Annotated in this window: 21 protein-coding genes and 2 pseudogenes; 17 read left to right on the plus strand and 6 right to left on the minus strand. The window is 71.0% G+C overall.

From position 1 onward, the window contains the following. The first annotated feature begins 68 nt into the window (after positions 1–68). Complete coding sequence (locus ACQP0U_RS02375; protein ID WP_433315348.1) at positions 69–908, plus strand: DUF3027 domain-containing protein; 840 nt, start codon at positions 69–71, stop codon at positions 906–908. 36 nt (positions 909–944) lie between these two features. On the opposite strand, the gene ACQP0U_RS02380 is transcribed toward ACQP0U_RS02375, so the two are convergent. Further along, positions 945–1,190: a DUF2530 domain-containing protein gene (locus ACQP0U_RS02380; RefSeq protein WP_088986669.1), complete on the minus strand. Its 246-nt coding sequence runs from the start codon at positions 1,188–1,190 to the stop codon at positions 945–947. Between the two features lie 88 nt (positions 1,191–1,278). On the opposite strand from ACQP0U_RS02380, the gene ACQP0U_RS02385 reads away from it, so the two are divergent. The 4 genes from ACQP0U_RS02385 (at position 1,279) to ACQP0U_RS02400 (ending at position 5,275) form a co-directional block, all read left to right on the plus strand. Beyond that, positions 1,279–2,757 (plus strand): NCS2 family permease, encoded by a 1,479-nt coding sequence (locus ACQP0U_RS02385; protein WP_433315350.1) that lies wholly within the window; start codon positions 1,279–1,281, stop codon positions 2,755–2,757. Between the two features lie 115 nt (positions 2,758–2,872). Further along, positions 2,873–3,322 (plus strand): MarR family winged helix-turn-helix transcriptional regulator, encoded by a 450-nt coding sequence (locus ACQP0U_RS02390; protein ID WP_433315352.1) that lies wholly within the window; start codon positions 2,873–2,875, stop codon positions 3,320–3,322. A 72-nt stretch (positions 3,323–3,394) separates the two neighbouring features. After that, entirely contained in the window at positions 3,395–4,678 is a 1,284-nt protein-coding gene (locus ACQP0U_RS02395; protein WP_433315354.1) for an MFS transporter, read from the plus strand. An 87-nt stretch (positions 4,679–4,765) separates the two neighbouring features. Then, on the plus strand, positions 4,766–5,275 hold the full coding sequence (locus ACQP0U_RS02400) for a hypothetical protein (protein ID WP_433315356.1): 510 nt from the start codon (positions 4,766–4,768) through the stop codon (positions 5,273–5,275). A gap of 14 nt (positions 5,276–5,289) precedes the next feature. Here ACQP0U_RS02400 and ACQP0U_RS02405 read toward each other — a convergent pair whose 3' ends face one another. Further along, entirely contained in the window at positions 5,290–6,042 is a 753-nt protein-coding gene (locus ACQP0U_RS02405; RefSeq protein ID WP_433315358.1) for a helix-turn-helix domain-containing protein, read from the minus strand. Positions 6,043–6,281: 239 nt separating this feature from the next. Here ACQP0U_RS02405 and ACQP0U_RS02410 point away from each other — a divergent pair, with 239 nt between their 5' ends. After that, entirely contained in the window at positions 6,282–7,106 is an 825-nt protein-coding gene (locus ACQP0U_RS02410) for an alpha/beta fold hydrolase (protein ID WP_433315360.1), read from the plus strand. A 54-nt stretch (positions 7,107–7,160) separates the two neighbouring features. Here the strand turns inward: ACQP0U_RS02410 and sepH are convergent. The 3 genes and pseudogenes from sepH to ACQP0U_RS02425 all read right to left on the minus strand — a co-directional run bounded on the left by sepH (position 7,161) and on the right by ACQP0U_RS02425 (position 10,884). Continuing rightward, positions 7,161–8,239, minus strand: a pseudogene (sepH, locus tag ACQP0U_RS02415) (septation protein SepH). 185 nt (positions 8,240–8,424) lie between these two features. Continuing rightward, the gene (gene serC, locus ACQP0U_RS02420; protein ID WP_433315362.1) at positions 8,425–9,552 is read right to left on the minus strand and encodes a phosphoserine transaminase; all 1,128 of its coding nucleotides are present in this window, start codon (positions 9,550–9,552) and stop codon (positions 8,425–8,427) included. Positions 9,553–9,777: 225 nt separating this feature from the next. Then, positions 9,778–10,884: a citrate synthase 2 gene (locus ACQP0U_RS02425; RefSeq protein WP_091395245.1), complete on the minus strand. Its 1,107-nt coding sequence runs from the start codon at positions 10,882–10,884 to the stop codon at positions 9,778–9,780. A 278-nt stretch (positions 10,885–11,162) separates the two neighbouring features. On the opposite strand from ACQP0U_RS02425, the gene pdxH reads away from it, so the two are divergent. The 7 genes from pdxH (at position 11,163) to ACQP0U_RS02460 (ending at position 17,292) form a co-directional block, all read left to right on the plus strand. Continuing rightward, the gene (gene pdxH / locus ACQP0U_RS02430; protein WP_433320561.1) at positions 11,163–11,789 is read left to right on the plus strand and encodes a pyridoxamine 5'-phosphate oxidase; all 627 of its coding nucleotides are present in this window, start codon (positions 11,163–11,165) and stop codon (positions 11,787–11,789) included. Next, on the plus strand, positions 11,786–13,084 hold the full coding sequence (locus ACQP0U_RS02435) for an MFS transporter (RefSeq protein ID WP_433315364.1): 1,299 nt from the start codon (positions 11,786–11,788) through the stop codon (positions 13,082–13,084). The genes pdxH and ACQP0U_RS02435 overlap by 4 nt, the downstream gene beginning before the upstream one ends. A gap of 18 nt (positions 13,085–13,102) precedes the next feature. After that, positions 13,103–14,032, plus strand: a complete 930-nt coding sequence (locus ACQP0U_RS02440) for an aldose 1-epimerase family protein (RefSeq protein ID WP_433315366.1) — start codon at positions 13,103–13,105, stop codon at positions 14,030–14,032. Next, positions 14,032–14,634 carry a nitroreductase family protein gene (locus tag ACQP0U_RS02445; protein ID WP_433315368.1) on the plus strand — a complete coding sequence of 201 codons (603 nt, stop codon included), beginning with the start codon at positions 14,032–14,034 and terminating at the stop codon, positions 14,632–14,634. The genes ACQP0U_RS02440 and ACQP0U_RS02445 overlap by 1 nt, the downstream gene beginning before the upstream one ends. Positions 14,635–14,821: 187 nt before the next feature. Further along, on the plus strand, positions 14,822–15,127 hold the full coding sequence (locus tag ACQP0U_RS02450; protein ID WP_030329612.1) for a type II toxin-antitoxin system VapB family antitoxin: 306 nt from the start codon (positions 14,822–14,824) through the stop codon (positions 15,125–15,127). 44 nt (positions 15,128–15,171) lie between these two features. After that, entirely contained in the window at positions 15,172–16,335 is a 1,164-nt protein-coding gene (locus ACQP0U_RS02455) for an acyl-CoA dehydrogenase family protein (RefSeq protein ID WP_433315370.1), read from the plus strand. A gap of 99 nt (positions 16,336–16,434) precedes the next feature. Then, positions 16,435–17,292: a DUF4230 domain-containing protein gene (locus ACQP0U_RS02460; RefSeq protein WP_433315372.1), complete on the plus strand. Its 858-nt coding sequence runs from the start codon at positions 16,435–16,437 to the stop codon at positions 17,290–17,292. Between the two features lie 167 nt (positions 17,293–17,459). On the opposite strand, the gene ACQP0U_RS02465 is transcribed toward ACQP0U_RS02460, so the two are convergent. Next, positions 17,460–17,669 carry a PspC domain-containing protein gene (locus ACQP0U_RS02465; RefSeq protein ID WP_030486383.1) on the minus strand — a complete coding sequence of 70 codons (210 nt, stop codon included), beginning with the start codon at positions 17,667–17,669 and terminating at the stop codon, positions 17,460–17,462. Positions 17,670–18,032: 363 nt separating this feature from the next. Here ACQP0U_RS02465 and ACQP0U_RS02470 point away from each other — a divergent pair, with 363 nt between their 5' ends. The 4 genes and pseudogenes from ACQP0U_RS02470 to ACQP0U_RS02485 all read left to right on the plus strand — a co-directional run bounded on the left by ACQP0U_RS02470 (position 18,033) and on the right by ACQP0U_RS02485 (position 23,106). Further along, entirely contained in the window at positions 18,033–19,403 is a 1,371-nt protein-coding gene (locus ACQP0U_RS02470) for an L-serine ammonia-lyase (protein WP_433315374.1), read from the plus strand. Positions 19,404–19,474: 71 nt separating this feature from the next. Then, on the plus strand, positions 19,475–20,302 hold the full coding sequence (locus ACQP0U_RS02475) for an ABC transporter permease (RefSeq protein WP_433315376.1): 828 nt from the start codon (positions 19,475–19,477) through the stop codon (positions 20,300–20,302). Position 20,303: 1 nt separating this feature from the next. Next, entirely contained in the window at positions 20,304–21,050 is a 747-nt protein-coding gene (locus ACQP0U_RS02480) for an ABC transporter ATP-binding protein (protein ID WP_433315378.1), read from the plus strand. Then, positions 21,047–23,106: pseudogene (locus ACQP0U_RS02485) on the plus strand (DUF5941 domain-containing protein). The gene ACQP0U_RS02480 and the pseudogene ACQP0U_RS02485 overlap by 4 nt, the downstream one beginning before the upstream one ends. The last annotated feature ends 4 nt before the right edge of the window (positions 23,107–23,110 follow it).

Below are 23,110 nucleotides of genomic sequence, written 5' to 3' on the forward strand. Positions count from 1 at the left end.
TGATCCGGGTACGCCGCACCACCGCTGGGAAAGGTTCCCCGGGAGTCCCTGTCACCCCTGCGAGGCGCATGGGGAACAATGGTGAGGTGACCAGGCCCGCCTCCACCCGTGCCGCCCGTCTCGACCAGGTCTGTGCCGCCGCCGTCGAGGTGGCCCGCGCTGGCATCACCGAGGTGGACGCCGACGACGTCGGCGACCACCTGCAGGTCGTGGCCGAGGGTGACCGGCTGGTCACCCACTACTTCGAATGCCGTCTCGCCGGCTACCGCGGCTGGCGCTGGGCGGTCACCGTCACCCGGGTGCCCCGCAGCAAGACGGTCACCATCTGCGAGACGGTGTTGCTGCCCGGCCCGGACGCGCTGCTCGCGCCCGGCTGGCTGCCCTGGCAGGAGCGGCTCAAGCCGGGCGATCTGGGTCCGGGTGATCTGCTCCCGACCTCGCCCGACGACGATCGACTGGTCCCCGGTTATCTGCTCTCCGACGACCCGGCGGTCGAGGAGACGGCGTGGGAGTTGGGCCTCGGGCGGGCCCGGGTGCTCTCCCGGGAGGGCCGCATCGACACGGCGCAGCGCTGGTACGAAGGCGACCACGGCCCCGCCGCGGCCATCTCGACCGCCGCTCCGACCGCCGCCCGTTGCGGCACCTGCGGCTTCTACCTGCCGCTGGCCGGTGCGATGCGGCAGGCCTTCGGGGCGTGCGGCAACTTCTACGCCCCGGACGACGGCCGGGTGGTGAGCGCCGACCACGGCTGCGGCGCCCACTCCGAGACGTTGATCGAGGTGGCCGAGACCGCTGTCGACGAGCTGCCCACGGTGTACGACGACAGCGCGGTGGAGGCCATGTCGGTCAGTCGGGCCCCGGGCTCGGTGGAGACCACTGAGCCGGCGGAGCCGTACGGGCACTCCTGATCGTCCGCGCCGGAGCACTCCGGCGCGGTGGTCAGCTCACCTCGCGCGGCGGCGGCGTCGGTTGGCGTCGTGCCGCATCATCACGGCGAGGCCCGGAAAGCCCCAGAGGAACCCGGCGAGGCAGGTCCAGAGCCAGTTCTGGTGACCGTTGTCGGTCAGCCAACCCCGGAAGAAGATCAACAGGACCAGCCCGGCCACCGCCCACGCGATCAACCCGGCGAGGGCGAACGGCACCATCGGCGGGTCCAGTGGTGCGGGCCGCGGTGGCTGCTCGTTCGGCATTCGGCAAGCGTACGGGATCAACTTTCCCTGCCCACCGACGATCTGGGACGATCTGCGCGACAACCGGAAGATCACCTGCGAGGACCTGATGGCAGTAGCGCCGCCCGAGAACGGCACACCTCCCGACCCCGCTCATCCGCGTAACGGTTTCGACAGGTTCTTCGAGATCTCCGCCCGTGGCTCGACGTTGAGCCGTGAGGTACGCGGTGGCCTCGCGACCTTCTTCACGATGGCGTACATCGTGGTGCTCAACCCGCTGATCCTGGGCGGCGCCGTCGACGGCGACAACAAGAGCCTCCCGATTCCGGCGCTGGCTGCCGGGACCGCGCTGGTCGCCGGCCTGATGACCATCCTGATGGGTGTGGTCGGCAGGTTCCCGCTGGCGCTGGCCGCCGGTCTGGGTGTCAACGCCCTGGTGGCGTACGAGATCGCCCCCGAGATGACCTGGGCCGACGCGATGGGCCTGGTGGTGATCGAGGGTCTGATCATCGCGGTGCTGGTGCTGACCGGTCTGCGGACCGCTGTGTTCCGCTCGGTGCCGACTCAGATGAAGAGCGCGATCGGGGTCGGCATCGGTCTGTTCCTGACCATCATCGGCCTGGTGGACGCCGGTTTCGTCAGGCGCATCCCGGACGCCGCCAACACCACCGTCCCGGTCGGCCTGGGCATCGGCGGCAAGCTGGTGAGCTGGCCGATGCTGGTCTTCGTGGTCGGCCTGCTGATCACGCTTGTGCTCGTGGTCCGTCGGGTGAAGGGCGCGATCCTGATCGGCATCCTCGCCTCGACGGTGCTGGCGGTGATCGTGGAGGCGGTCGGCAACATCGGCCCGTCGTTCGTCAACGGTCAGCCCAACCCGAAGGGCTGGTCGCTGAACGTGCCGGAGTTGCCGAAGTCGGTGGTCGACCTGCCGGACCTGTCGCTGCTCGGCAAGTTCAACGTGTTCGACTCGTGGGGCCGGGCCGGCTGGCTGGTCGTGCTGATGTTCATCTTCACGCTGTTGATCACGGACTTCTTCGACACCATGGGCACGATGGTCGCGGTCGGCCAGGAGGGCGGCCTGCTCGACGAGCAGGGCACCCCGCCGAAGGCCAAGGAGATCCTGCTTGTCGACTCGATCGCCGCGGCGGCCGGCGGGGCGGCCAGCACCTCCAGCAACACGTCGTACATCGAGAGCGCCGCGGGTGTCGCGGAGGGTGCGCGGACCGGCGTGGCCAACCTGGTCACCGGCGGGCTCTTCCTGCTCGCGATGTTCCTGGCGCCGCTTGTCGTGATCGTGCCGTTCGAGGCGGCGTCGACCGCCCTGGTGGTCGTCGGTTTCCTGATGATGACCGCGGTGCGGACGATCGACTGGACCGACTACGAGATCGCCATTCCGGCGTTCCTCACCATCGTGCTGATGCCGTTCACCTACTCGATCTCGAACGGGATCGGCGCTGGTCTGATCACCTTCGTGGTGGTGAAGCTGGCCCGGGGCAAGGCCCGGGAGGTCCATCCGTTGCTGTACGGGGTGGCCGCGTTGTTCGTGCTGTACTTCCTGCGTGGGCCGATCGAGTCCCTGGTGCTCTGAGGCACGTCCGGGCGGGGAGTCGATAGGGACTCCCCGCCCGTACCATCTGAATCCCCCCGGTGAGCCTGGTCATAACGGATGTCGTTAGCCATGCTCATTAGTTAAGCTAACTACTGTGACGGAGCGGACGGTGACGGCGGAACGCGTGCCACCGGCGCAGCTGGCTCCCCAGCTGCGTGATGCGATCACCCGACTCAACCGGCGGGTCCGACAGGCCCGACCGGTCGGCGACCTCACGGTCACCCAGGTCTCCGCGCTCACCAGCCTGCGGCTGGCGGGCGCGATGACACCCCGGGAGCTGGCCGATGTGGAGCGGGTGCAGCCGCCGACGATGACCAAGATCGTCGGGAAGTTGGAGGAACGCGGCCTCGTGCGGCGGACACCCCATCCGACCGACGGGCGGCAGGTCATCCTCGCGGCGACCGAAGGAGGGCAGGCCGTGCTCGACCAGTTCGAGCGGGCCCGCGACGAGTGGCTGGCCCACCGGCTGGCCGCACTCGACGAGGACGAACGGGAGACCCTGCAGAGGGCCGCCGAGATTCTTCAGCAGCTCGCTCGCGCCTGAGCCGCACCCGCGCCACCGGGTCCGTGCCGTCACCTGTCGATGACGCGTACGTCCGGAGGAGGCGCACCAAGAGTGCAGGCGAAGCTGAGCACGATGTTCCAGTCCCTACAGGTCCGCAACTACCGCCTCTTCGCATCCGGGCAGCTGATCAAGTTGATCGGCGTCTGGATGATGTTCATCGCCCAGGACTGGCTCGTCCTCGAGCTCTCCAACAACTCGGCGACCGCGCTCGGCGTGGTCACCGCCTGTCAGTTCACCCCGGTGCTCCTGCTGACCCTGCTCTCCGGCCGGCTCGCCGACCGGTACGACAAGCGGGTGCTGCTCTTCGTCGCCAACGCCTTCTGGAGTCTGCTGGCGCTCGGCATGTCAGTGCTGGTCATCACCGACCTGGTGCAGCTCTGGCACGTCTTCGCCTTCGCCGCGCTGCTCGGCACGGCCAACGCCGTGGAGACCCCGGTCCGGCAGGCGTTCGTCTCCGAACTCGTCGGCACGTCCCTGCTGCCCAACGCGCTGTCACTGAACGCCGCCGTGTTCAACTCCGCCCGGATCGTCGGCCCGGCCGTCGCCGGCCTCGCCATCGCCGCGTTCGACGTGGGCCCGGTCTTCCTCTTCACCGCCCTCAGCTCGATCGCGCCCCTGGTCAACGTGGTCCGGATGCGGACGTCCGACCTGCACCGCGACGCCCTGCTGCCGCGTGACGAGCGGGCGTCCGCCCGGGTCGTCGACGGTCTGCGGTACGTGTGGCGTCGCCCCGATCTGCTGCTGCCGATGGCTGTCATGTCGGTGATCGGCATGTCGCTGTTCAACTTCCAGCTCACCCTTGCCGCATTGGCGAAGACGGTCTTCCACACCGGCGCGGCCTCCTTCGGCCTGTTCAGCACGGCGCTGGCAGTCGGCGCGCTCGGCGGAGCGCTCAGCGGCACCGGTCGGCGTAGCCGCCCCTCGGTGTGGCTGGTGCTCGGCGCGGCGATCGCCTGCGCCAGCTTCGGCACCATGGTCGGCCTCTCCTCGGCGTACTGGCTGGTAGTGGTGCTGCTGGTGCCGACCGGCTTCAGCATGGTCTTCTTCGCCCAGGCCGCCAACCAGCGAATCCAGATGGGCGTCGACGCGGCCTTCCGGGGGCGCGTGATGGCCCTGTGGGTGCTGGTGTTCCTGGGTACGAACCCGGTCGGCGCGCCGCTGATCGGCTGGGTCGCGGAGCACTACGGCGCCGGTGCCAGCATCTGGATGGGCGGGCTCATCTCGCTGGCCGCCGCGGTGGTAGCGCTCACCTGGCAGCTACGCCACTCCGGTGCCCGGCTGCGTTTCCGGGTGCTGCCGATGCCCCGTTTCTACGTCACCTCCACCGACTGCTGAGGTTTACCGGCGGGCTGGGCCGCGTCCGGTTGCGCGGATGCGGCCAAACCGCTGGCGGGGTGGCACGGTGGGGCTTAGCGTCGATACGTGGGAGTCGGACGCGCGCTGATGCTGGCCCTGGCGTTCCTCGCCGTGGCCACACTGCCGGCGGCATTCGCCCTGCTCTTCTGCTACGACGAGATCCTCGACCGGGTGGTCTGCGGCTGGTCCGAGTGGCGTGACCGCCGACGGGAGAAGCGTACGATCGCCCAGCTCGACCGGGCCATCGAGGCCGACGCGCTGACCCGGGACATCGACCTCAGCGAGTTCGACAGCGCTGACCGCCGGCCGCTGGAGCAGCTCGCCGCCGACCTGCGCCGTCTCGGCGGTCAGCGGATCGGCGGCGCCGGCCGATCGATGGTCTGGCACACCGCACTGCTCCAGGCGTACGACGACAGGCTTCGCCTTGCCTGCCGCGCCCTCGGTGTCACCGAGCACCTCGCCGAGCTGGAGGGTGTCGATCAGGAGATCGAGCGGGTCCGGGTGGAGGGCGTCCTGCACGCCGCCGGGCTGGCCCTTCCGGCGGCCCGGGCCGGGCACCGGCAGCGGCACCGCTGAGCACACCTGGTCGACTATGGCCGATCCGACGCCGGCTGGGCGGTGTCCGGTGTGGCCGCCTGGGACGTGGTGTGCAGCACCGCACGGGCCTGCTCGGCCGAGCGGACGATGCTCTCGCTGATGAAGTCGAGGAAGCGGGCGATGTTCTCCAGGCGGGCGGCGGCGGCGGTCTGCGGGCCGAGGAGGGCGACGCCCTGCCGTGCGATCTCGACGAGCTGGTCGTTGGCCCGGGCGCTGGCAATCGTCGCCTGGTAGAACAGCTCGTTGTCGACGACGTAGCGGTCCCGTCGGCGCTCGTCGCGTTCTCGGCGGACGAGGCTCTGGCTCTCCAGGAAGGTGATCGCCTTGGAGATGGACGCCGGGCTGACCTGGAGGCGCTGAGCGAGCTGGGACGCGGTGAGGCTGCCCGAGTCGGTGGTGAACAGGCAGGTCAACACCCGGGCCGCCATCTTGGTCAGGCCCGATGCCATGAGGACTGTGGTGAACGTCTCCTCGTACTCGGCCACGGCCTCGGCGTCGCGCCCGTGCTCCTGAGGGAGGGTGGCCGCCGATCGGGAGGCGGGCCTGCGCCGGTGGGCGCGGCGTTCGGTGGCGCGATGGGCCAGGTCCGCGCGGTAGGCCGTGGGGCCACCGTTGCGCATCACCTCGCGGGTGACGGTCGAGGTGGGCCGGGCGAGGCGTCGGGCGATCTCGGCGTAGGGGAGGCTGTCGGCGAGCCCCAGCGCGATCTGTTGGCGTTCCTGCTGGCTGAGCCTGCCTCCCGGCATCGCGCTCTCCTCTGCTGATCCTTCGTGTCGCCAGTCGACCGGTGCACTATAGCGTTCACATCTGGCCTATTGCAATGACCCGGGCCTGCTCTGTTGCGTTATCGTCAGGCCCATTGCAACAGTTTGTAGACGTTGAGCTGGAATGACGCTCTGTCGAAGCAACGGCATGGTTGCCAGCCATTGGAATGCAACGTAGCGTTTCCGGTGTTGGAAAACGCGACGTCATCCAGGAGTGAATCATGACAATGAACAACAACCAGTCGACCAACCCGATGTGGACCGGCATGGTGTCGGTCGACGACACGGCCCTCGCCGTCACCGACACCGGCGGTCCGGGCATCCCCGTGGTCTACCTCAACGGCCAGTTCGCCACCCAGGGCTACTGGAAGCGGGTCATCGCCGACCTGGGCACCGAATACCGGCACATCACCTACGACGAGCGGGCTCGTGGCAAGAAGTCGAAGCGCTCAGCCGACTACTCGTTCGAGGCGGCCGTCCGGGACGTCGACGCCGTACTCGCCGCCCGGGGGGTGCGCCAGGCGGTGCTGGTGGGCTGGTCCTACGGAGCGGTGGTCGGGGCGCACTGGGCCAACCGGAACCCGGAGCGCACCCTGGGTGCGGTCCTGGTCGACGGCGCCTTCCCGCACGACTGGCTCGACGAGGCCATGGCGCAACGGATCCGCAAGATGTTCCGACGGATGAACCTGTTCATGCCGCTGCTGCGCCCGACCGGCCTGACCCCGCGCATGAACGCCGACCAGATGGCGGACAGCAACATCGAACTCGGCGAACTCTCCCGTGAGCGCGAGCTGGGCCCGGTGCTGGACGGCATCACCGTCCCGGTGCGGTACGTCGTCGCCTCCGGCACATCCCTCGGCAGTCGCGGTGACGAGCAGGAGCAGATCCGCGCCAGCCTCGACGCGGTGACCGCCCGCAACCCGAACATCACGATCGGCGCGAAGGTTGCCAGCAACCACGGCGCGATCCTCAAGAAGGACTTCCGAGCCGTCGCCGACGCCGTACGCGGGGTCGCCGCCCCTCATCGCGCTGGAGACATGCGGTGAGGCCCGAACGCTCGCGTTGACGGGTGGCGCGAGGTCACCCGTCAACGCGAAGCGTCAGGAGGATTCGCGGGCGGCCGGGCCGCTGCCGAAGAGCACGTCGTCCCAGCTCGGCAGCCGCTTACGCGGCTTGCCGTTGGCGTCGGTGGACTCGCCGCCGGCGGCCGCCGCGGCGCCCGTCCGGCGGGGCCGCAGCACCGCCAGCGACGGCACGGCCGGCACCTCCTTGGGCGCGTCCGAATCGTCGTCGAAGGCCGAGCCCTGACCACCGCCGAGCAGCGCGGCGGCACCCCACCGACCGGCCGCTGCCGGGGCGCGTCCGACCCGGCGAGAGCAGCCGGGGTACGCGGCTCCAGCCCGCGACCCGACGAGGCGCCGAGCGGGCGGTCCAGCGAGGCGAGCAGCGCGTCGCGACCGGCCCGGATCGGATCGCGGCCAGGACGCGGGTGCTCGGACGCCGCCGGCAACCCGTGCCCGCCACGACTCGGCTCGCCACGCGACGGACCAGGCAGGGCGTGCCCACCCCGCTCCGGCGCCGGCTCCTGGCCGAGGATCGGCGTGGGCCGCTCGGCGCACAGGTACTGCGCCATGTCGTCGTGCGGGGCGACCGACTGCCGGGTCTTGTCGAGATCCCAGATGGCCTGCGCGGTGGCCTTGCCCGACGGCCAGGTGGCGATGATCCGCCAGGTGCCGTCGTCACGCCGGTACGCGTCCCAGGAGATCTTCTCGGTGTCGATGCCGTGCTGGCTCAGCCGACCGTTGACCACCTCGGCGAGCGGGGTGGGCTTCTCCGCGCCCTTGAGGCGGGTGCGGCGGGCGTGCTGGGCGAGCATCGCCCGCTCCTGCAGCACCGGGCCGGCATAGCGCAGCACCCGGTCGACAGGCACCCCGGCGATCCGGGCGACATCCTCCGCGGACTCACCGGAGCGGATGCGGGCCTGAATGTCCCGAGGAGACAGTGACGGAACCGGGTCGGCCGCGGTCGGCGCCACCGCGAGCGGCGGCGCACCGGGCTCGGCGTGCAGCGCACCGGAGATCCGATCGTCGATCGGCAGGGCGAGCAGTCGCCCCACCTCGTCGGCGAGAACCAGGGCATGGCCGTCCTCGGAGAGGGCGACGAAGCGTACTGGGCGCATAGCGTTGCCTCCGTCCCGCTTCGCTGGCCGCACGCCACGAGTCGGCCACCCAGGCGTCTCGGACCACCGTACGCGCATCTGCCTCAGGGTGGGGGAAGCGACACCCCGCATGTCGTGACTGAGCTGCGGCGATGACTACGGTCGGTGTCCGTGGAAGCCCCAACGGACACCGACCGTGACGAACGTCAGAGTCGCTCGACCACGTAGTCGATGGACGCGGTAAGCGCCTCGACATCGGCCGGCTCGACGGCCGGGAAGAGCGCCACCCGCAACTGGTTGCGACCGAGTTTGCGGTAGGGCTCAGTGTCCACGATGCCGTTGGCGCGCAGCGCCTTGGCGATCGCCGTGGCGTCCACCCCGTCGGCGAAGTCGATGGTGGCGACCACGTTGGAGCGCAGCGTCGGATCGGTGACGAACGGAGTGGCCACGCTGGACCGCTCGGCCCAGCCGTAGACCGCGGCGGCGCTCTCGGCGGTGCGCTTCGCCGCCCAGGACAGGCCGCCCTGCGCGTTCATCCAGTCGGTCTGCTCGGCCGCCAGGAAGATGGTGGCCAAGGCCGGGGTGTTGTAGGTCTGCTCCAGCCGCGAGTTGTCGATCGCGGTGACCAGGTCGAGGAAGGCGGGGATGTAGCGCCCGGACGCCTTGATCTCGGCGGCCCGGTCCAGTGCGGCCGGGGACATCAGGGCCAGCCAGAGACCGCCGTCGGAGCCGAAGCACTTCTGCGGGGCGAAGTAGTAGACGTCGGTCTCGCCGACGTTGACCTCCAGGCCACCCGCGCCGGAGGTCGCGTCGACGAGCAGCAGCGCGCCCTCGTCGGCCCCGGCCACCCGGCTGATCGGGACGGCCACACCCGTCGAGGTCTCGTTCTGCGGCGTCGCGTACGCGTCCACGCCAGACTCGGCGACCAGGGTCGGCGCGCTGCCCGCGTCGGCCTTGCGGACGGTCGGCTCACCCAGGAACGGGGCGTCCTTGACCGACTTGGCGAACTTTGCGCCGAACTCGCCGAAGCTGGCGAACTGGGCCCGGTCGCGGATCAGACCGAAGGTGGCGACCTCCCAGAACGCTGTGGTGCCACCGTTGCCGATCACCACCTCGTAGCCCTCGGGCAGCGAGAAGAACTCGGCGATGCCGGAGCGCAGCCGGGCGACCTGGTCGCGGACCGTCTTCTGCCGGTGCGAGGTGCCGAGGTAGGTGGTCGCGACCTCGGCGAGAGCGGACACCGCCGCCGGGCGGACCTTGGACGGGCCGCAGCCGAAGCGTCCGTCGGCGGGCTTGATCTCATCGGGAATCCGGATGATCGGTGCGTCAGCCACGGTCTTGAAGATCCTTCCGCAAGGGCGAGGGCGGGCCCGGCGACACTGCCGGCCCTCATCCTCGCACCCGGGCCGGACGACGATGGGCGGGGTCCCGGCGGTCGGTCTGAGTCCTTCGCCACAGTCCGTACCGACGGGCGCCGACAATGACCTCTCTTCGGCGCGAGTCGCCGAAAAGGGCCCCTCCTCGACGCCGCGCGTCGAGGAGGGGCCCTTCGCTACCACTCAGACGCCGTGCGGGATGGCCGCCCAGCCCTCGACGTCGGACGGCTTGCGGGTCTCCGGGCCCATGTAGCGGGCGGACGGGCGGACCAGCCGCTGGAGGCGCTTCTGCTCCAGGATGTGCGCGCTCCAGCCGCCCATCCGCGCGCAGGTGAACATCGAGGTGAACATGTGCGCGGGCACCTCGGCGAAGTCCAGCACGACGGCCGACCAGAACTCGACGTTGGTGGCCAGCACCCGGTCCGGGCGGCGGGCCTGCAGCTCGGCGAGGGCGGCCTTCTCCAGCGCCTCGGCGATCTCGAAGCGCGGCGCGCCCAGCTCCTTGGCCGTGCGCCGGAGCACTCGGGCGCGCGGGTCCTCGGCGCGGTAGACGCGGTGGCCGAAGCCCATCAGCCGCTCGCCGCGGTCGAGGACGCCCTTGACGTAGCCCTCCGCGTCCCCGCTGCGCTCCACCGCCTCCAGCATGCTGAGCACCCGGGACGGGGCGCCGCCGTGCAGCGGGCCGGAGAGGGCGCCGATGCCCGAGGAGATGCAGGCAGCCGCGTCCGCCCCGGTGGAGGCGACGATGCGAGCGGTGAAGGTGGATGCGTTCAGGCCGTGCTCGGCGGCCGAGATGAAGTACGCGTCGACGGCCTTGACGTGCCGTGGGTCGGGCTCGCCGCGCCAGCGCTTCATGAACCGCTCGACGATGGTCTGCGCCTTGTCGATCTCCTTCTGCGGCACCGCCGGCAGGCCGAGGCCGCGAGCGGACTGGGCCACGAACGAGAGCGCGGTCACCGAGACCCGGGCGAGATCCTCACGGGCCTGCTCGTCGGAGATGTCCAACAGCTGGTTGAGACCCCAGTACGGCGCCAGCATGGCGACCGCGGACTGCACGTCGACGCGGATGTCGCCGGAGTGCACCGGCACCGGGAACGGCTCCGCCGGCGGAAGGCCCGGCCCGAACCGGCCGTCGACCAGCAGTGCCCACACGTTGCCGAACGACACCTGGCCGATCAGATCCTCGATGTCGACTCCGCGATAGCGCAGCGCGCCGCCCTCACGGTCAGGTTCGGCGATCTCGGTCTCGAAGGCGACAACGCCCTCCAGCCCGGGTTTGAAATCGGCCATGTCGCTCTCCTGGATCTGGTCGGTGCGCCCGATCGCTCATCCGGCCCGATCGGCCGAGCGCCTTAGGCGACCCTCAGGGATGTGTTCGGAACATACTGCCTGCTGAGTAAGGGATACGCGACCCGCTGCGACTGTGCTGCACGCGACATCCCCGGACGCGCATTCTCCGCCCCACTCGGTGAGACTGGGCAGGGTGGGCTGGCCAGCGCGGGAGGGCGCTGTCGGGGCCTGCGAAAAGGAGTGGGGACGTGACGGGCGACACACCCGCCCCGGCTGCGATGCGTAACGAGTACGCCGCGGACCTGGGCCTGACCGAGGCTGACCTGGCCGCCGACTGGCACACCCAGTTCGACAGATGGTTCGCCGACGCGGTGGCCTTCGGGCTACCCGAACCGAACGCCATGGTGGTGGGCACCGCCGACTCGGCCGGCCGGCCGAGCGGGCGGACGGTGCTGCTGAAGGGGTACGACCCGGAGGGGTTCGTCTTCTTCACCAACCACCTGTCGCGCAAGGGCGTCGAGGCGACCACCAACCCGTACGCCAGCCTGGTCTTTCCGTGGTTTCCCATGCAGCGTCAGGTGGTGGTCGCCGGGCGGGTCGCGCACGTCGACCGCGCGACGAGCGAGGCGTACTTCGCCAGCCGGCCGCGCGGCTCCCAACTGGGTGCCTGGGCCAGCCCACAGTCGCAGGTCGTGTCGGGCCGGGCGGTGCTGGAGCAGCGGTACGAGGAGGCAGCCGAGCGGTTCGCCGACCAGGCCGAGATCCCGACCCCGCCGCACTGGGGCGGGCTGCGGGTCCAACCCGAGTCGGTGGAGTTCTGGCAGGGCCGGGCCGGCCGGCTGCACGACCGGCTCCGCTTCCGTCGCGACGAGGGCGGCTGGACCGTCGAGCGGTTGGCGCCGTGACGGGTGTGCAGGAGTCCCGGCCGCGCGCAGCGCGCCGCTGGGCGATCGACGTACGCCCGCTGCGGGTGCCGGCGTACCGCCGCCTCTGGCTCGGCAACACGGTGGCGATGTTCGGCTTCCAGTTCACCGCCGTCGCGGTGCCGGTGGAGATGTACGCCCTGACCCGGGACTCGTTCTGGGTGGGCCTGCTGGGCGTGGCCGCCTTCGTACCGTTGCTGATCTTCGGGCTCTGGGGCGGCGCGGTCGCCGACGCCCGCGACCGGCGTGCGGTGCTGCTCGGCGGCTCATTGTTGCTCTGGGCATCCACTCTCGGTCTGCTGGTCCAGGCGCTGCTGGACGTGGGTAGCCCGGTGCTGCTGCTGGCATTGATGGCGTTGCAGTCGGTGGCCTTCGCGATCAGCTCGCCGGCCCGCAGCGCCATGCTGCCCCGACTGGTGCCGGAAGACCTGGTGGCGTCCGCCACCACCCTGAACTACACGACCTTCACCGCCGCCTCGGTCGCCGGTCCGCTCGCCGCCGGCCTGATCCTCTCCGCCTCGCCGGACACCACTGTGGTCCTGCCGATCGCGTACGGGCTGGACGCGGTGCTGTTCACCGCGATGCTCTGGGCCGCGCTGCGGCTGCCCTCGCTCCCGCCCGAGCCCACCGCCGACGGCCAGGCCCGGCGTGCCGGCCTGGCCAGCGTCGTCGACGGGTTCCGCTACCTGGCCACCACCCCCGTACTGCTGCTCTCCTTCGGGGTGGACCTGATCGCGATGATCCTCGCCATGCCACGGGCGCTCTTCCCGGAGATCGCGCACGAGCGGTTCGGCGGCGGTGGGGCGGTCGGCCTGCTCTACAGCGCCATCGCGATCGGCTCGATGATCGGTGGGCTGACCTCCGGCTGGATCGGCCGGCTCCGCCGGCAGGGGCTCGGCCTCGTGCTCGCGGTGGTCGGCTGGGGCCTGGCGATCGCCGCGGCGGGCCTGGCCCACCAGCTCTGGCTGATGGTCGTGCTGCTCGCCGTTGCCGGCGCCGCCGACCTGATCAGCGCGGTGCTGCGTCAGTCGATGCTGCTGGTCTACGCACCGGACCGGATGCGCGGCCGGCTCCAGGGCGTCAACACGGTGGTGGTGGCGGGTGGCCCGCGCCTGGGCGACCTGCGCGCCGGCACCATGGCCGCCGGGTTCGGCGGCGGGGTGGCCTGGGTGGCCGGCGGGCTCGCCTCCGCGGTGCTCGTGGTGGTGCTCGCTGTCGCGTTCCCGGCACTGCTGCGCTATCGGGCGGCGACGGCGTCGAGCGACGAGCGGACCTGACCGGTTAGGGTCGCCGGCATGGAAAGCCCCGATCAGCGCCCGTTCTCCGGCGCCCAGTGGACCATCTCCGCCGCCGGCCACGAGGCCGTCATCGTGGAGGTCGGCGGTGGGCTCCGGACCTACCGGCACGACGGTGTCGACCTGGTCGACGGGTACCAGACCGACGAGGTCTGCCCTGGTTGCACCGGGCAGGTGCTGGCACCCTGGCCGAACCGGATCCGCGATGGTCGCTACCCGTTCGGCGACCGGACGCACCAGCTCGCGCTGACCGAGCCGGAGCGGCACGTGGCCATTCACGGGCTGGTCAACTGGGTACCGTGGCAGTTGCTGGAGCAGTCGGCGGACGCCGTGACTGTCGGCTATGACCTGCCGCCCCAGCTCGGCTACCCGTGGCCGCTGCGGCTGCGCAGCAGGTGGAGCGTCGACGCGGACGGGCTGCGCGCCGAGCACGAGGTGACGAACATCGGCGGCGAGCTGGCGCCGTTCGGCTTCTCCGTGCACCCGTACCTGCAACTGGCGGGCGTCGCGGTGGACGACCTGGTGCTGCGGCTGCCCACTCGGAGCCGGGTGCTGGTGGACGGTCGGCTGCTGCCGGTGGGGGTGACCCCGGTGGTCGGCACCGAGTACGACTGGACCAGCCCCCGCCGGATCGGTGCGGCCCTGCTGGACTCCTGCTTCGGCGACGTGATCCGGGACGCCGACGGCGGTTCGTCGGTGAGCCTCTCCGCGCCTGACGGTTCGGCAGGGGTGAGCATCTGGGCGGATGCCGAGTTCGGCTGGTGGCAGGTGTTCACCGGTGACTCCCTCACCGGCGAGCGACACCGCCGTTCGGTGGCCGTCGAGCCGATGACCTGCCCGCCTGACGCGTTCCGGTCGGGCAGGGATCTGCTCACGCTCAAGCCCGGCACGACCTGGCGAGGTGCCTGGGGCATCCGCCCCGGGGCCTGATGGAGTTCGCCGAGGTCGTCCGCCGTCGCCGGATGGTGCGCAACTACGACCCGGACCGTCCGGTCCCGCCCGACGTGGTGGAGCGGCTGCTCGACCACGCGGTCCGCGCGCCGTCGGCCGGCTTCGCCCAGGGTTGGGGTTTCCTGGTGTTGGAGGAGCCGGACGATCGGGAACGGTTCTGGGCCGCCACCACCCCCGACGGCGGTGGGCGGGAACGTTGGCTCGCGGGCATGCGCCGGGCACCGCTGATCGTGGTGCCGCACGCCAACGAGTCGGCCTACCTGCGGCGGTACGCGGAGCCGGACAAGGGCTGGACGGATCAGTCCACGGACCGGTGGCCGGTGCCGTACTGGCACGTGGACACCGGCTTCGCCGCGTTGCTGATGCTGCTCACCGCAGTGGACGAGGGGCTGGGGGCGTGCTTCTTCGGCATTCCGCCGCAGCGGCTCGCCGCCTACCGGGACGCGTTCGGCGTGCCGCCGGAGTACCAACCCGTCGGTGCCGTCACAATCGGTTACCGGGCAGCCGACCATCGGTCACCGTCGTTGCGCCGTGGACGTCGCCCGATGGACGAGGTCGTGCGGCGGGGCCGGTGGAACTGAGGCCGGCGTCCCGTTCGTCCGGTTGAGGATCGGACGAGCGATAGCGAAACTGACATCAGGGAGCAGAACGCAGCGTGCGCTGGGCGGCTAGGCTGGCACGGTCATCGGTGCCGCGCCGCGCGGTGCCCGCCGCGGCCCGGCTCGGCGCCGTCGGTCGGCCCGGCCACGGGGAGGGGAGCGTGCCGTCGTGATCTTCAGAGCGGTCCGGGACGGGCGTCCCTATCCGGAGCACAATCTGACGCTCAAGCAGTGGGCGGAGATTCCGCCGAGGCCACTGCGCCTGGATCAGATGATCACCACCAAGCGCGAGTTGGCGCTGGACAAACTCCTCGCCGAGGATTCCACCTTCTACGGTGACCTCTTCCCGCACGTCGTGCAGTGGAACGGCGGGCTCTACCTGGAGGACGGGCTGCACCGGGCGCTCCGCGCCGCCCTCCAGCAGCGCAACCAGATCCACGCGCGGGTGCTGGTGCTCTCCGAGCCCATCGAGTGACGAGCCCTTCTTCCGCGCGCTGAACCTTCGTTAGTGTGGCGTCCATGACCGCTCCGCTGGACCTGCTCGACCTGGACCCGTCGCTCAGCGAGGAGGAGCGGCAGATCCGGGACGTCGTCCGCCAACTCGTCGACGACCGGGTGCGGCCCCACGTCGCCGGGTGGTACGAGGACGGCCGGGTGCCCGCCCGGGAGCTGGCCCGCGAGTTCGGCAAGCTCGGCCTACTCGGGATGCACCTCACCGGCTACGGCTGCGCCGGCGCCTCCGCGGTCGCCTACGGGCTGGCCTGCCAGGAGCTGGAAGCCGGCGACTCCGGCGTCCGCTCGCTGGTCTCCGTGCAGGGGTCGCTCGCCATGTACGCCATCTGGCGGTACGGCAGCGAGGAGCAGAAGCAACGCTGGCTGCCGTCGATGGCCACCGGCGAGGCGATCGGTTGCTTCGGCCTGACCGAACCGGACCACGGCTCCGACCCCGCCTCGATGGCCACCCGGGCGCGCCGCGACGGCGACGACTGGGTGCTCAACGGCGGGAAGATGTGGATCACCAACGCCCCGATCGCGGACGTCGCGGTGATCTGGGCGCGCACCGACGAGGGCGTACGGGGTTTCGCCGTACCGATGGACACGCCCGGCGTCACGGCCCGGGAGATCCGCCGCAAGATGTCGCTGCGCGCGTCGGTGACCGGCGAGATCGTGCTCGACGACGTCCGGCTCCCGGCCGACGCCCAACTGCCCGAGGCGGTCGGGCTCAAGGCGCCGCTGAGCTGCCTCACCGAGGCCCGGTACGGCATCGTCTGGGGCGCGGTGGGCGCGGCCCGCGACTGCCTGGAGACCACCCTGGCGTACGCGACCACCCGCACCCAGTTCGGTCGCCCACTGGCCGGCTTCCAGCTCACCCAGGCGAAGCTCGCGGACATGGCCGTCGAGTTGGTGAAGGGGCAGCTGCTCGCGCTGCACCTGGGCCGGCTCGCCGACGCCCACCGGCTGCGGCCCGAGCAGGTCAGCGTGGGCAAACTGAACAACGTGCGGGAGGCCCTGGCCATCGCCCGGCAGTGCCGCACCATCCTCGGCGCCAACGGCGTCTCCGGCGAGTACCCGGTGATGCGGCACGCCAACAACCTGGAGAGCGTGCTGACCTACGAGGGCACCTCGGAAATCCACCAACTGGTCATCGGGCAGCGACTCACCGGGCTCTCCGCCTTCGCCTGACCTGGTCTTTCGCGCCTTCCGGGCGCTCGACGCGCGACTGTCGTAGCGGGGCCGTACCGTCATTGACAGACGACGTGTCTGACGAGGACGGTGAGCGTGATGGCCCGCGACGCTGGCAACAACGAGCCCACGAGGGAGTTCCCCGGTTATCCGACCGGCGACGATCTCAAGGCGCGGTCGACCGCAACACCCGAGTGGACCACGGATACGCCGGATGGCTCCGGCGGGCCCGGTGGGCCTGCTGGTCCGGGCGGCCCCGGTGGCCCCGGTGGGCCTGGTGGTCCGACGACCGGTGGCGATGGCCCCGGCGGTGGCGGTGGGGCGGCCCGAGGTCTGCTCCTGCTGCTCGGCGCCGCCGCACTGGCCGTGGTCGTGCTGCTCGGCATTCAGGCGACCGGCATCCTGCCGGAGTTCCGTAACCCGTTCGCCAAGGAGCAGACCGACCGCAGCCAGCCGCCGCTGCTGAAGTCGATCCAGGACCTCAGCCGCTACGTGGCCGCCGAGGGCAACTTCCAGGTCGTCGTCGACACGCAGAACGACAGGCGCAACGTTCCGGACTTCCTGCTCAACGAACGCACCCTGTTCGTCGGGGCCGGCAGCGTCGAGGCGTACGTCGACTTCACCAAGATCGGTGAGGGTGCCGTCGTCCAGTCCGCCGACGGCAAGTCCGTCGAGATCAAGCTGCCCGCGCCGCAGCTCGGCGAGACCAACCTCGACATGGAGAAGAGCTACGTCTTCGCCGAGCAGCGCGGTCTGCTCAACCGACTCGGCGACCTGGTCGGCAACGACCCCAACCGGCAGCAGCAGGTCTACCAACTCGCCGAGGACCGGATCACCGGCGCCGCCCGGGACAGCGGGCTCTCCGCCCGAGCCGAGGAGAACACCCGCAAGATGCTGGAGGGGCTGCTCCGCTCCCTCGGGTTCCAGCAGATCACCGTCACCTTCACGGCCCCCTGACCTGCCCCACCCCCGTACGCCGGAGCGCCCGCCCCGACCTTCGTCGGAGCGGGCGCTCCCGTGTGCGGTGCCGGTGTGGCAGCGCTCCGAGCAATCTTGGACAGTTTCCGTTAGCACGTAACGGAAACTGTCCAAGATCTGCGATTACGTGGAGGTGCGGGGCGGGATCAGTGCCCGGTGGAGGCGAGGTAGCGGTCCTCGTTCGGCATCAGCACCCACAGGATCAGGTAGACGATCACCTGCGTGCCGGGCAGCAGCAGCGACAGCAGGAACAGCAGCCGGACCATTCCGGCCGACATGCCGAACCGCCGCCCGAGGCCGGCGCAGACACCGGCGATCATGCGCCCCTCGCGGGGCCGGACCAGTTTGCGACTCATCGTCGTACTCCCACTCTGCGGCGGTGCGCCGCGTCTGCAATCCACGGTAGAAAGGGATGGCCACCTCGCCCTCGGTCCCGAGGAGGAGCGGCAACCCGTGGACCCGTAGGTGCTTTACCCGGGCAGCCCCCCGCTGACGCCTCCCCGCGCCCGCCCGCCGCAGCCGGGCGGGAGATGGCGGTCGGGTGTTCATGTCCCGGACCGGGTGGGCGGTGAGCTGGGCGGGTAGGCTGGCTGATCGGCCTTCCACACCCCGGAGGGCCGGCACCCCATACCCCGGACGGTCACGAGCGGGGCCGCCAGATCGGCGGTCCCGACCCGGCCGGGTCCCGTACGCCGGGACGACGGCGAGGAAGCGCAGCCATGATCAGTGTTTTCGACCTCTTCAGCGTCGGTATCGGGCCGTCCAGCTCGCACACGGTGGGGCCGATGCGGGCCGCGCGTACGTTCGTTGGTGGGCTGAAGGCCGACGGGTTGCTCGCTGACACGGCGCGGTTGCAGGCCGAGTTGTTCGGCTCGCTGGGTGCCACCGGGCACGGCCACGGCAGCGGTCCGGCGGTGCTGCTCGGGTTGGCCGGCGAGTCGCCGGAGACTGTCGACACGGACACCGTCGGCCCTCGGGTCGAGCGGATCCGGGCCGAGCGGCGGCTCAACGTCCTGGACGCGCACGAGATCGACTTTGACCCGGATCGGGACCTGACGCTGCACCGCCGCCGGTCGTTGCCGTACCACCCGAACGGGATGACCTTCGTGGCGTACGACGGGGCCGGCGCCGAGCTGCGCAGCCGCACCTACTACTCCGTCGGTGGCGGGTTCGTGGTCGACGAGGCGGCGGCCGGCGCGGACCGGATCAAGCCGGACAGCACTGTGGTGCGGTACCCCTTCCTGACCGGGGCGCAGCTCCTCGACGTCACCACCCGCACCGGCCTGTCGATCAGCGAGGTGATGTTGGCCAACGAGCGCTCCTGGCGTAGCGAGGCGGACATCCGGGCCGGTCTGCTGGAGATCTGGCGGGTGATGCAGGAGTGCGTGCAGCGCGGCTGCGAGCGCGACGGCGTACTTCCCGGGGGGTTGAAGGTCCGGCGGCGCGCGGCGGAGCTGCGGCGCGGCCTGGAGGCGGAGGCCGGGTCGGTCGACCCGCTGCACGCGATGGACTGGGTGACGCTGTTCGCGCTCGCTGTCAACGAGGAGAACGCCGCGGGCGGGCGGGTGGTCACCGCGCCGACGAACGGCGCGGCCGGGATCATTCCGGCGGTGCTGCACTACTACACCCGGTTCGTGCCGGGCGCCGATGACGAGGGCGTGGTGCGGTTCCTGCTGACGGCGGGCGCGATCGGTGTGCTGTTCAAGGAGAACGCCTCGATCTCGGGCGCAGAGGTGGGCTGCCAGGGTGAGGTCGGTTCGGCGTGCTCGATGGCGGCGGCGGGGCTGGCCGAGGCGCTCGGCGGCACCCCGGAGCAGGTGGAGAACGCGGCCGAGATCGGGATGGAGCACAACCTCGGGTTGACCTGTGACCCGGTGGGTGGCCTGGTGCAGATCCCCTGCATCGAGCGGAACGCGGTGGCTAGCATCAAGGCGATCACGGCCGCCCGGCTGGCGCTGCGCGGCGACGGTGTGCACAAGGTGTCGCTGGACAAGGTCATCAAGACCATGCGGGAGACGGGCGCCGACATGAAGGTCAAGTACAAGGAGACGGCGCGTGGCGGTCTGGCCGTCAACGTGATCGAGTGCTGAGTCCGGTCGATTCGGGGCAATCGTTCACCGACTGCTAACCTGTCGTCCGTTTCAGGAGGCGGGAGGCTGCGGTGACCTCTGGCGTCGCGGCGTTGTGGTCGCACCGCAACTCGCTGCGCATCCTGGTCAGGCGGGACCTGGCGGTGAAGTACCAGCAGTCGGTGCTTGGCTACTTCTGGTCGTTGATCGAGCCGCTCGGCATGGGCGCCATCTACTGGTTCGTGTTCGGGGTGCTCTACTCCCGGGACACCGGTCGGCACCTCGGTGAGGCGGCCGGGTCGTACCCGTTGTTCCTGATCACCGGCATCTTCGCCTGGATGTGGACCAGCTCGGCGCTGAGTGAGGCGACGAACGCGCTGACCGGCCAGTCCCGGCTGATCACCACGATGAACGTGCCGCGTCAGGTCTTTCCGATCGGCCGGGTCACCGGCCGGTTCGCCGAGTACGCGGCCGGCCTGCCGATCCTGATCGCCATCGCGGTGATCTACGCGGTGCATGGTCGGATCCACCCCGGCTGGTCGCTGCTCTCCCTGCCGCTGGCGGTGGCCGTCCAGGCCGTCCTGCTGACCGGGCTCGCCCTGCTGCTGTCCGCGTGGAACGTGCTGATGCGCGACGTGGAGCGGCTGATGCGGCTGATCATCCGGGTTCTCTTCTACGCCACGCCGATCATCTACCCGCTCAGCCTGGTCCGGGAGTCCGGGCTGCCCGGCTGGTTGAAGGTGGTGTACGAGCTGAACCCGCTGGTCGGGATCTTCCAGCTGCACCACGCGATCTGGTACCCGGACGAGTTCCCGGACGCCCGGCTGCTCGCCACCACGATCGCCGGAAGCCTGCTGGTGCTGGCCGCCGGTTGGTGGTCGTTCCGCCGGTTGGAGCCCGCCGTGCTCAAGGAGCTCTGACATGGCCGCGCCGATCATCGAGGCGGACGGCCTGGGCATCCGGTTCGTCCGCAACCGACGCCGCCAACTGCGGCTGCGCGAGTTGTTCATCCACCGGGGTGCCCGTGGTGCGCTGCCCGGCCAGTTCTGGCCGCTGCGGGACGTGTCGTTCACCGTGGAGCCGGGCGAGACCGTCGGGGTGATCGGGCGCAACGGCACCGGTAAGAGCACCCTGCTGCGGCTGATCGCCGGGGTGCTCATTCCGGACGAGGGTGACATCCGGGTGCACGGCGCTGTGGCGCCGTTGCTGGAGTTGTCCGCCGGTTTCTCCAACGACCTGACCGGGCGGGAGAACCTGCACCTGGTCGGTGGGCTGCACGGGCTGTCGACGGGCTACCTGAAGCGGCACTTCGACGAGATCGTCGAGTTCGCCGGTGAGCAGGTGGAACGGGCCATCGACACGTCGGTGCGGCACTACTCGTCGGGAATGAAGGTGCGGCTGGGCTTCGCGATCATCTCGCACCTGCCGCACCCGATCCTGCTGATGGACGAGGTGACCGCGGTCGGGGACGCGGAGTTCCGCAAGAAGTGTTACGCGACTATTGATCGTCTGCTCGGGGAGGGGCGCACGCTGGTGCTGGTGTCACACAACGAAAAGGACCTGACCCGGTTCTGCCGTCGGGGGTTGTACCTCGACGCGGGCCGGTTGACGCTCGACGGCACCATCGCCGAGGCGCTCGACGCGTACCACGCCGCGGTCCCGCGGTGACGCTCGCGATAGTGCTCGCCGCCGGGACGCCCGCGGCGGGCCTGACCACGGCGACCGGTGAGCCGCTGGCCGACCGCCTGGCCGCCCAGTTGCGCCTGGCCGGGGCGGACGAGGTGCGCTTCGCCGCCAACCTGGACGAGCTGACCGACCTGGTCGCCACGGCGACCGCCCCGGTGCTGATCACCGGCACGGACCTGGTGGCGCACACCGCAGTGCTGCGGCACCTGGCCACCAGCCCGGTGGGGCCCACGGTGGCGCTTGTGCTCGGCGACCCGCCGGTGCCCGGTCGGACCGCCGTGCGGGAGGAGCGCGGCCAGGTGGTCGACGCCGGCGCGTTGGACGCCCTCGACGGGGACGCCACAGGCGTGTTCGGCGGCGCGCTGCGGGTCGGCGTGGATGACCTGCCGACCCTCGCGGCCGCCGCCCGGGCCGCCGCGTCCGGGATGCTCCCGGTCGCCGCCCCGATCGGCCCGGCCGGCGACGTCTCGCCGCTGCCGGCGACCGGCGGGGTCGGGTCCGGGGGTCGGTCGCGGCCGGCGGCCCCGGGTCCGCCGTGGACCGGCTCTTCGCGGGCCTCGCGGCGCTCGGCACCCTGATCTTCGCCCAGCGGGTACGCCTGCTCGTCGCCCACCGGGTCGAGGACACGCCCGGGCTGACCGCTGCCGAGGCGGCGGTGACCGCCGTCGACGAGGACCGGGCCGAGCTGCGGCTGTCGGTGAAGGAGAAGGACGACTTCTTCTCCACCTACTTCGTCAGCACCTGGTCGCCGTACGTGGTCCGGCTCTCGGCCCGGCTCCGGCTCACCCCGACCGGGGTGACGGTGATCTCGGTGCTCTTCGCGCTGGGCGCGGCGGTGCTGTTCGGGGTCGGTGGGCGACCCGCGCTGGTCGGTGGCGCGGTGCTGCTCTACCTCGGCTTCGTGCTGGACTGCGTGGACGGCCAGTTGGCCCGCTACACCCGGCACTTCAGCGCCTGGGGTGGCTGGCTGGACACGATGGCGGACCGCGCCAAGGAGTACCTGGTCTACGCCGGTCTGGGCTTCGGGGTGAGCCACGCCGGTCTGGGCAACGGGTGGGCGCTCGCGGTCGCCGCCATGACGTTGCAGACCGTCCGGCACATGACCGACACCTGGTACGGGGTGCTGCACGACGAGGCGGCCCGTCGACCGCGTACGGCGACGAACGCCAGCGGCGGGATCGGTGACCGGCTGAACGCGGCGTCGACCCGGGTGCAGGCGGACACCGGGTCGGTGTCGTACTGGCTGAAGCGGACAGTGGTCTTCCCGATCGGTGAGCGGTGGGCGTTGATCGCGTTGACCGTGGCGCTGTTCAACCCGCTGGTCAGCCTGATCGCAGTGCTGGTCTGGGGTGTGCTGGCGTTCGCGTACACCGGGGCTCTGCGGACGCTGCGGGCCCGCTGGATGTGGGTGCCGGTGCTGGACACGGTCGACGCCACCCTGCACCGCGACGACGGGCCGTTGGCCCGCTGGTTGCCGGTGTTCCGCCCGATGGGGCCGCTGACCCTGGCGGTGATCGCCGCGCTCGGCCCGGCGGCGCTGCTGGTCGGGGCGTTGCTGAGTGACGCGCCCGAGGGGCTGCGGTGGGCGGTGCCGGTGGCGCTGCTGGTGCTGCTCGTCGGCGGGCTGGGCGCCGGGGCGGCGCACAACGGTCCGCTGGACTGGCTGGTGCCCGCGGCGTTGCGGGCCGCCGAGTATCTCTTCGCCATCGCGGTCGGGGTGGTCGGTGCGGCACCCGGCTGGCTGATCTTCGGGTACGTCTTCGTGCTCACCGTGCACCACTACGACCTGACCGCCCGGCTGGAGAAGCGGCAGGTGGCACCGCCTCTGCACGCGGCGACGCTGGGCTGGGAGGGGCGCTCGGCGCTGTTGGCCCTCGCCGCGATCGCCGGTATTGCGGGTATCGGACTGGCTACACTCGGTGCGTACCTTCTCGTGGTTTTCGTGGTGAGCGTCGTCCTGGCCTGGTTCGTGCGACCGGCCGGTAGCGCGCGGGCGTCGGTGGCGCCGGCGGGCGCTGGAGGTGCCGCGCCGCGCTGACGGA

Origin of the sequence: Micromonospora sp. CA-269861 (assembly GCF_050948505.1) — a bacterium.
Lineage (GTDB): Bacteria > Actinomycetota > Actinomycetes > Mycobacteriales > Micromonosporaceae > Micromonospora.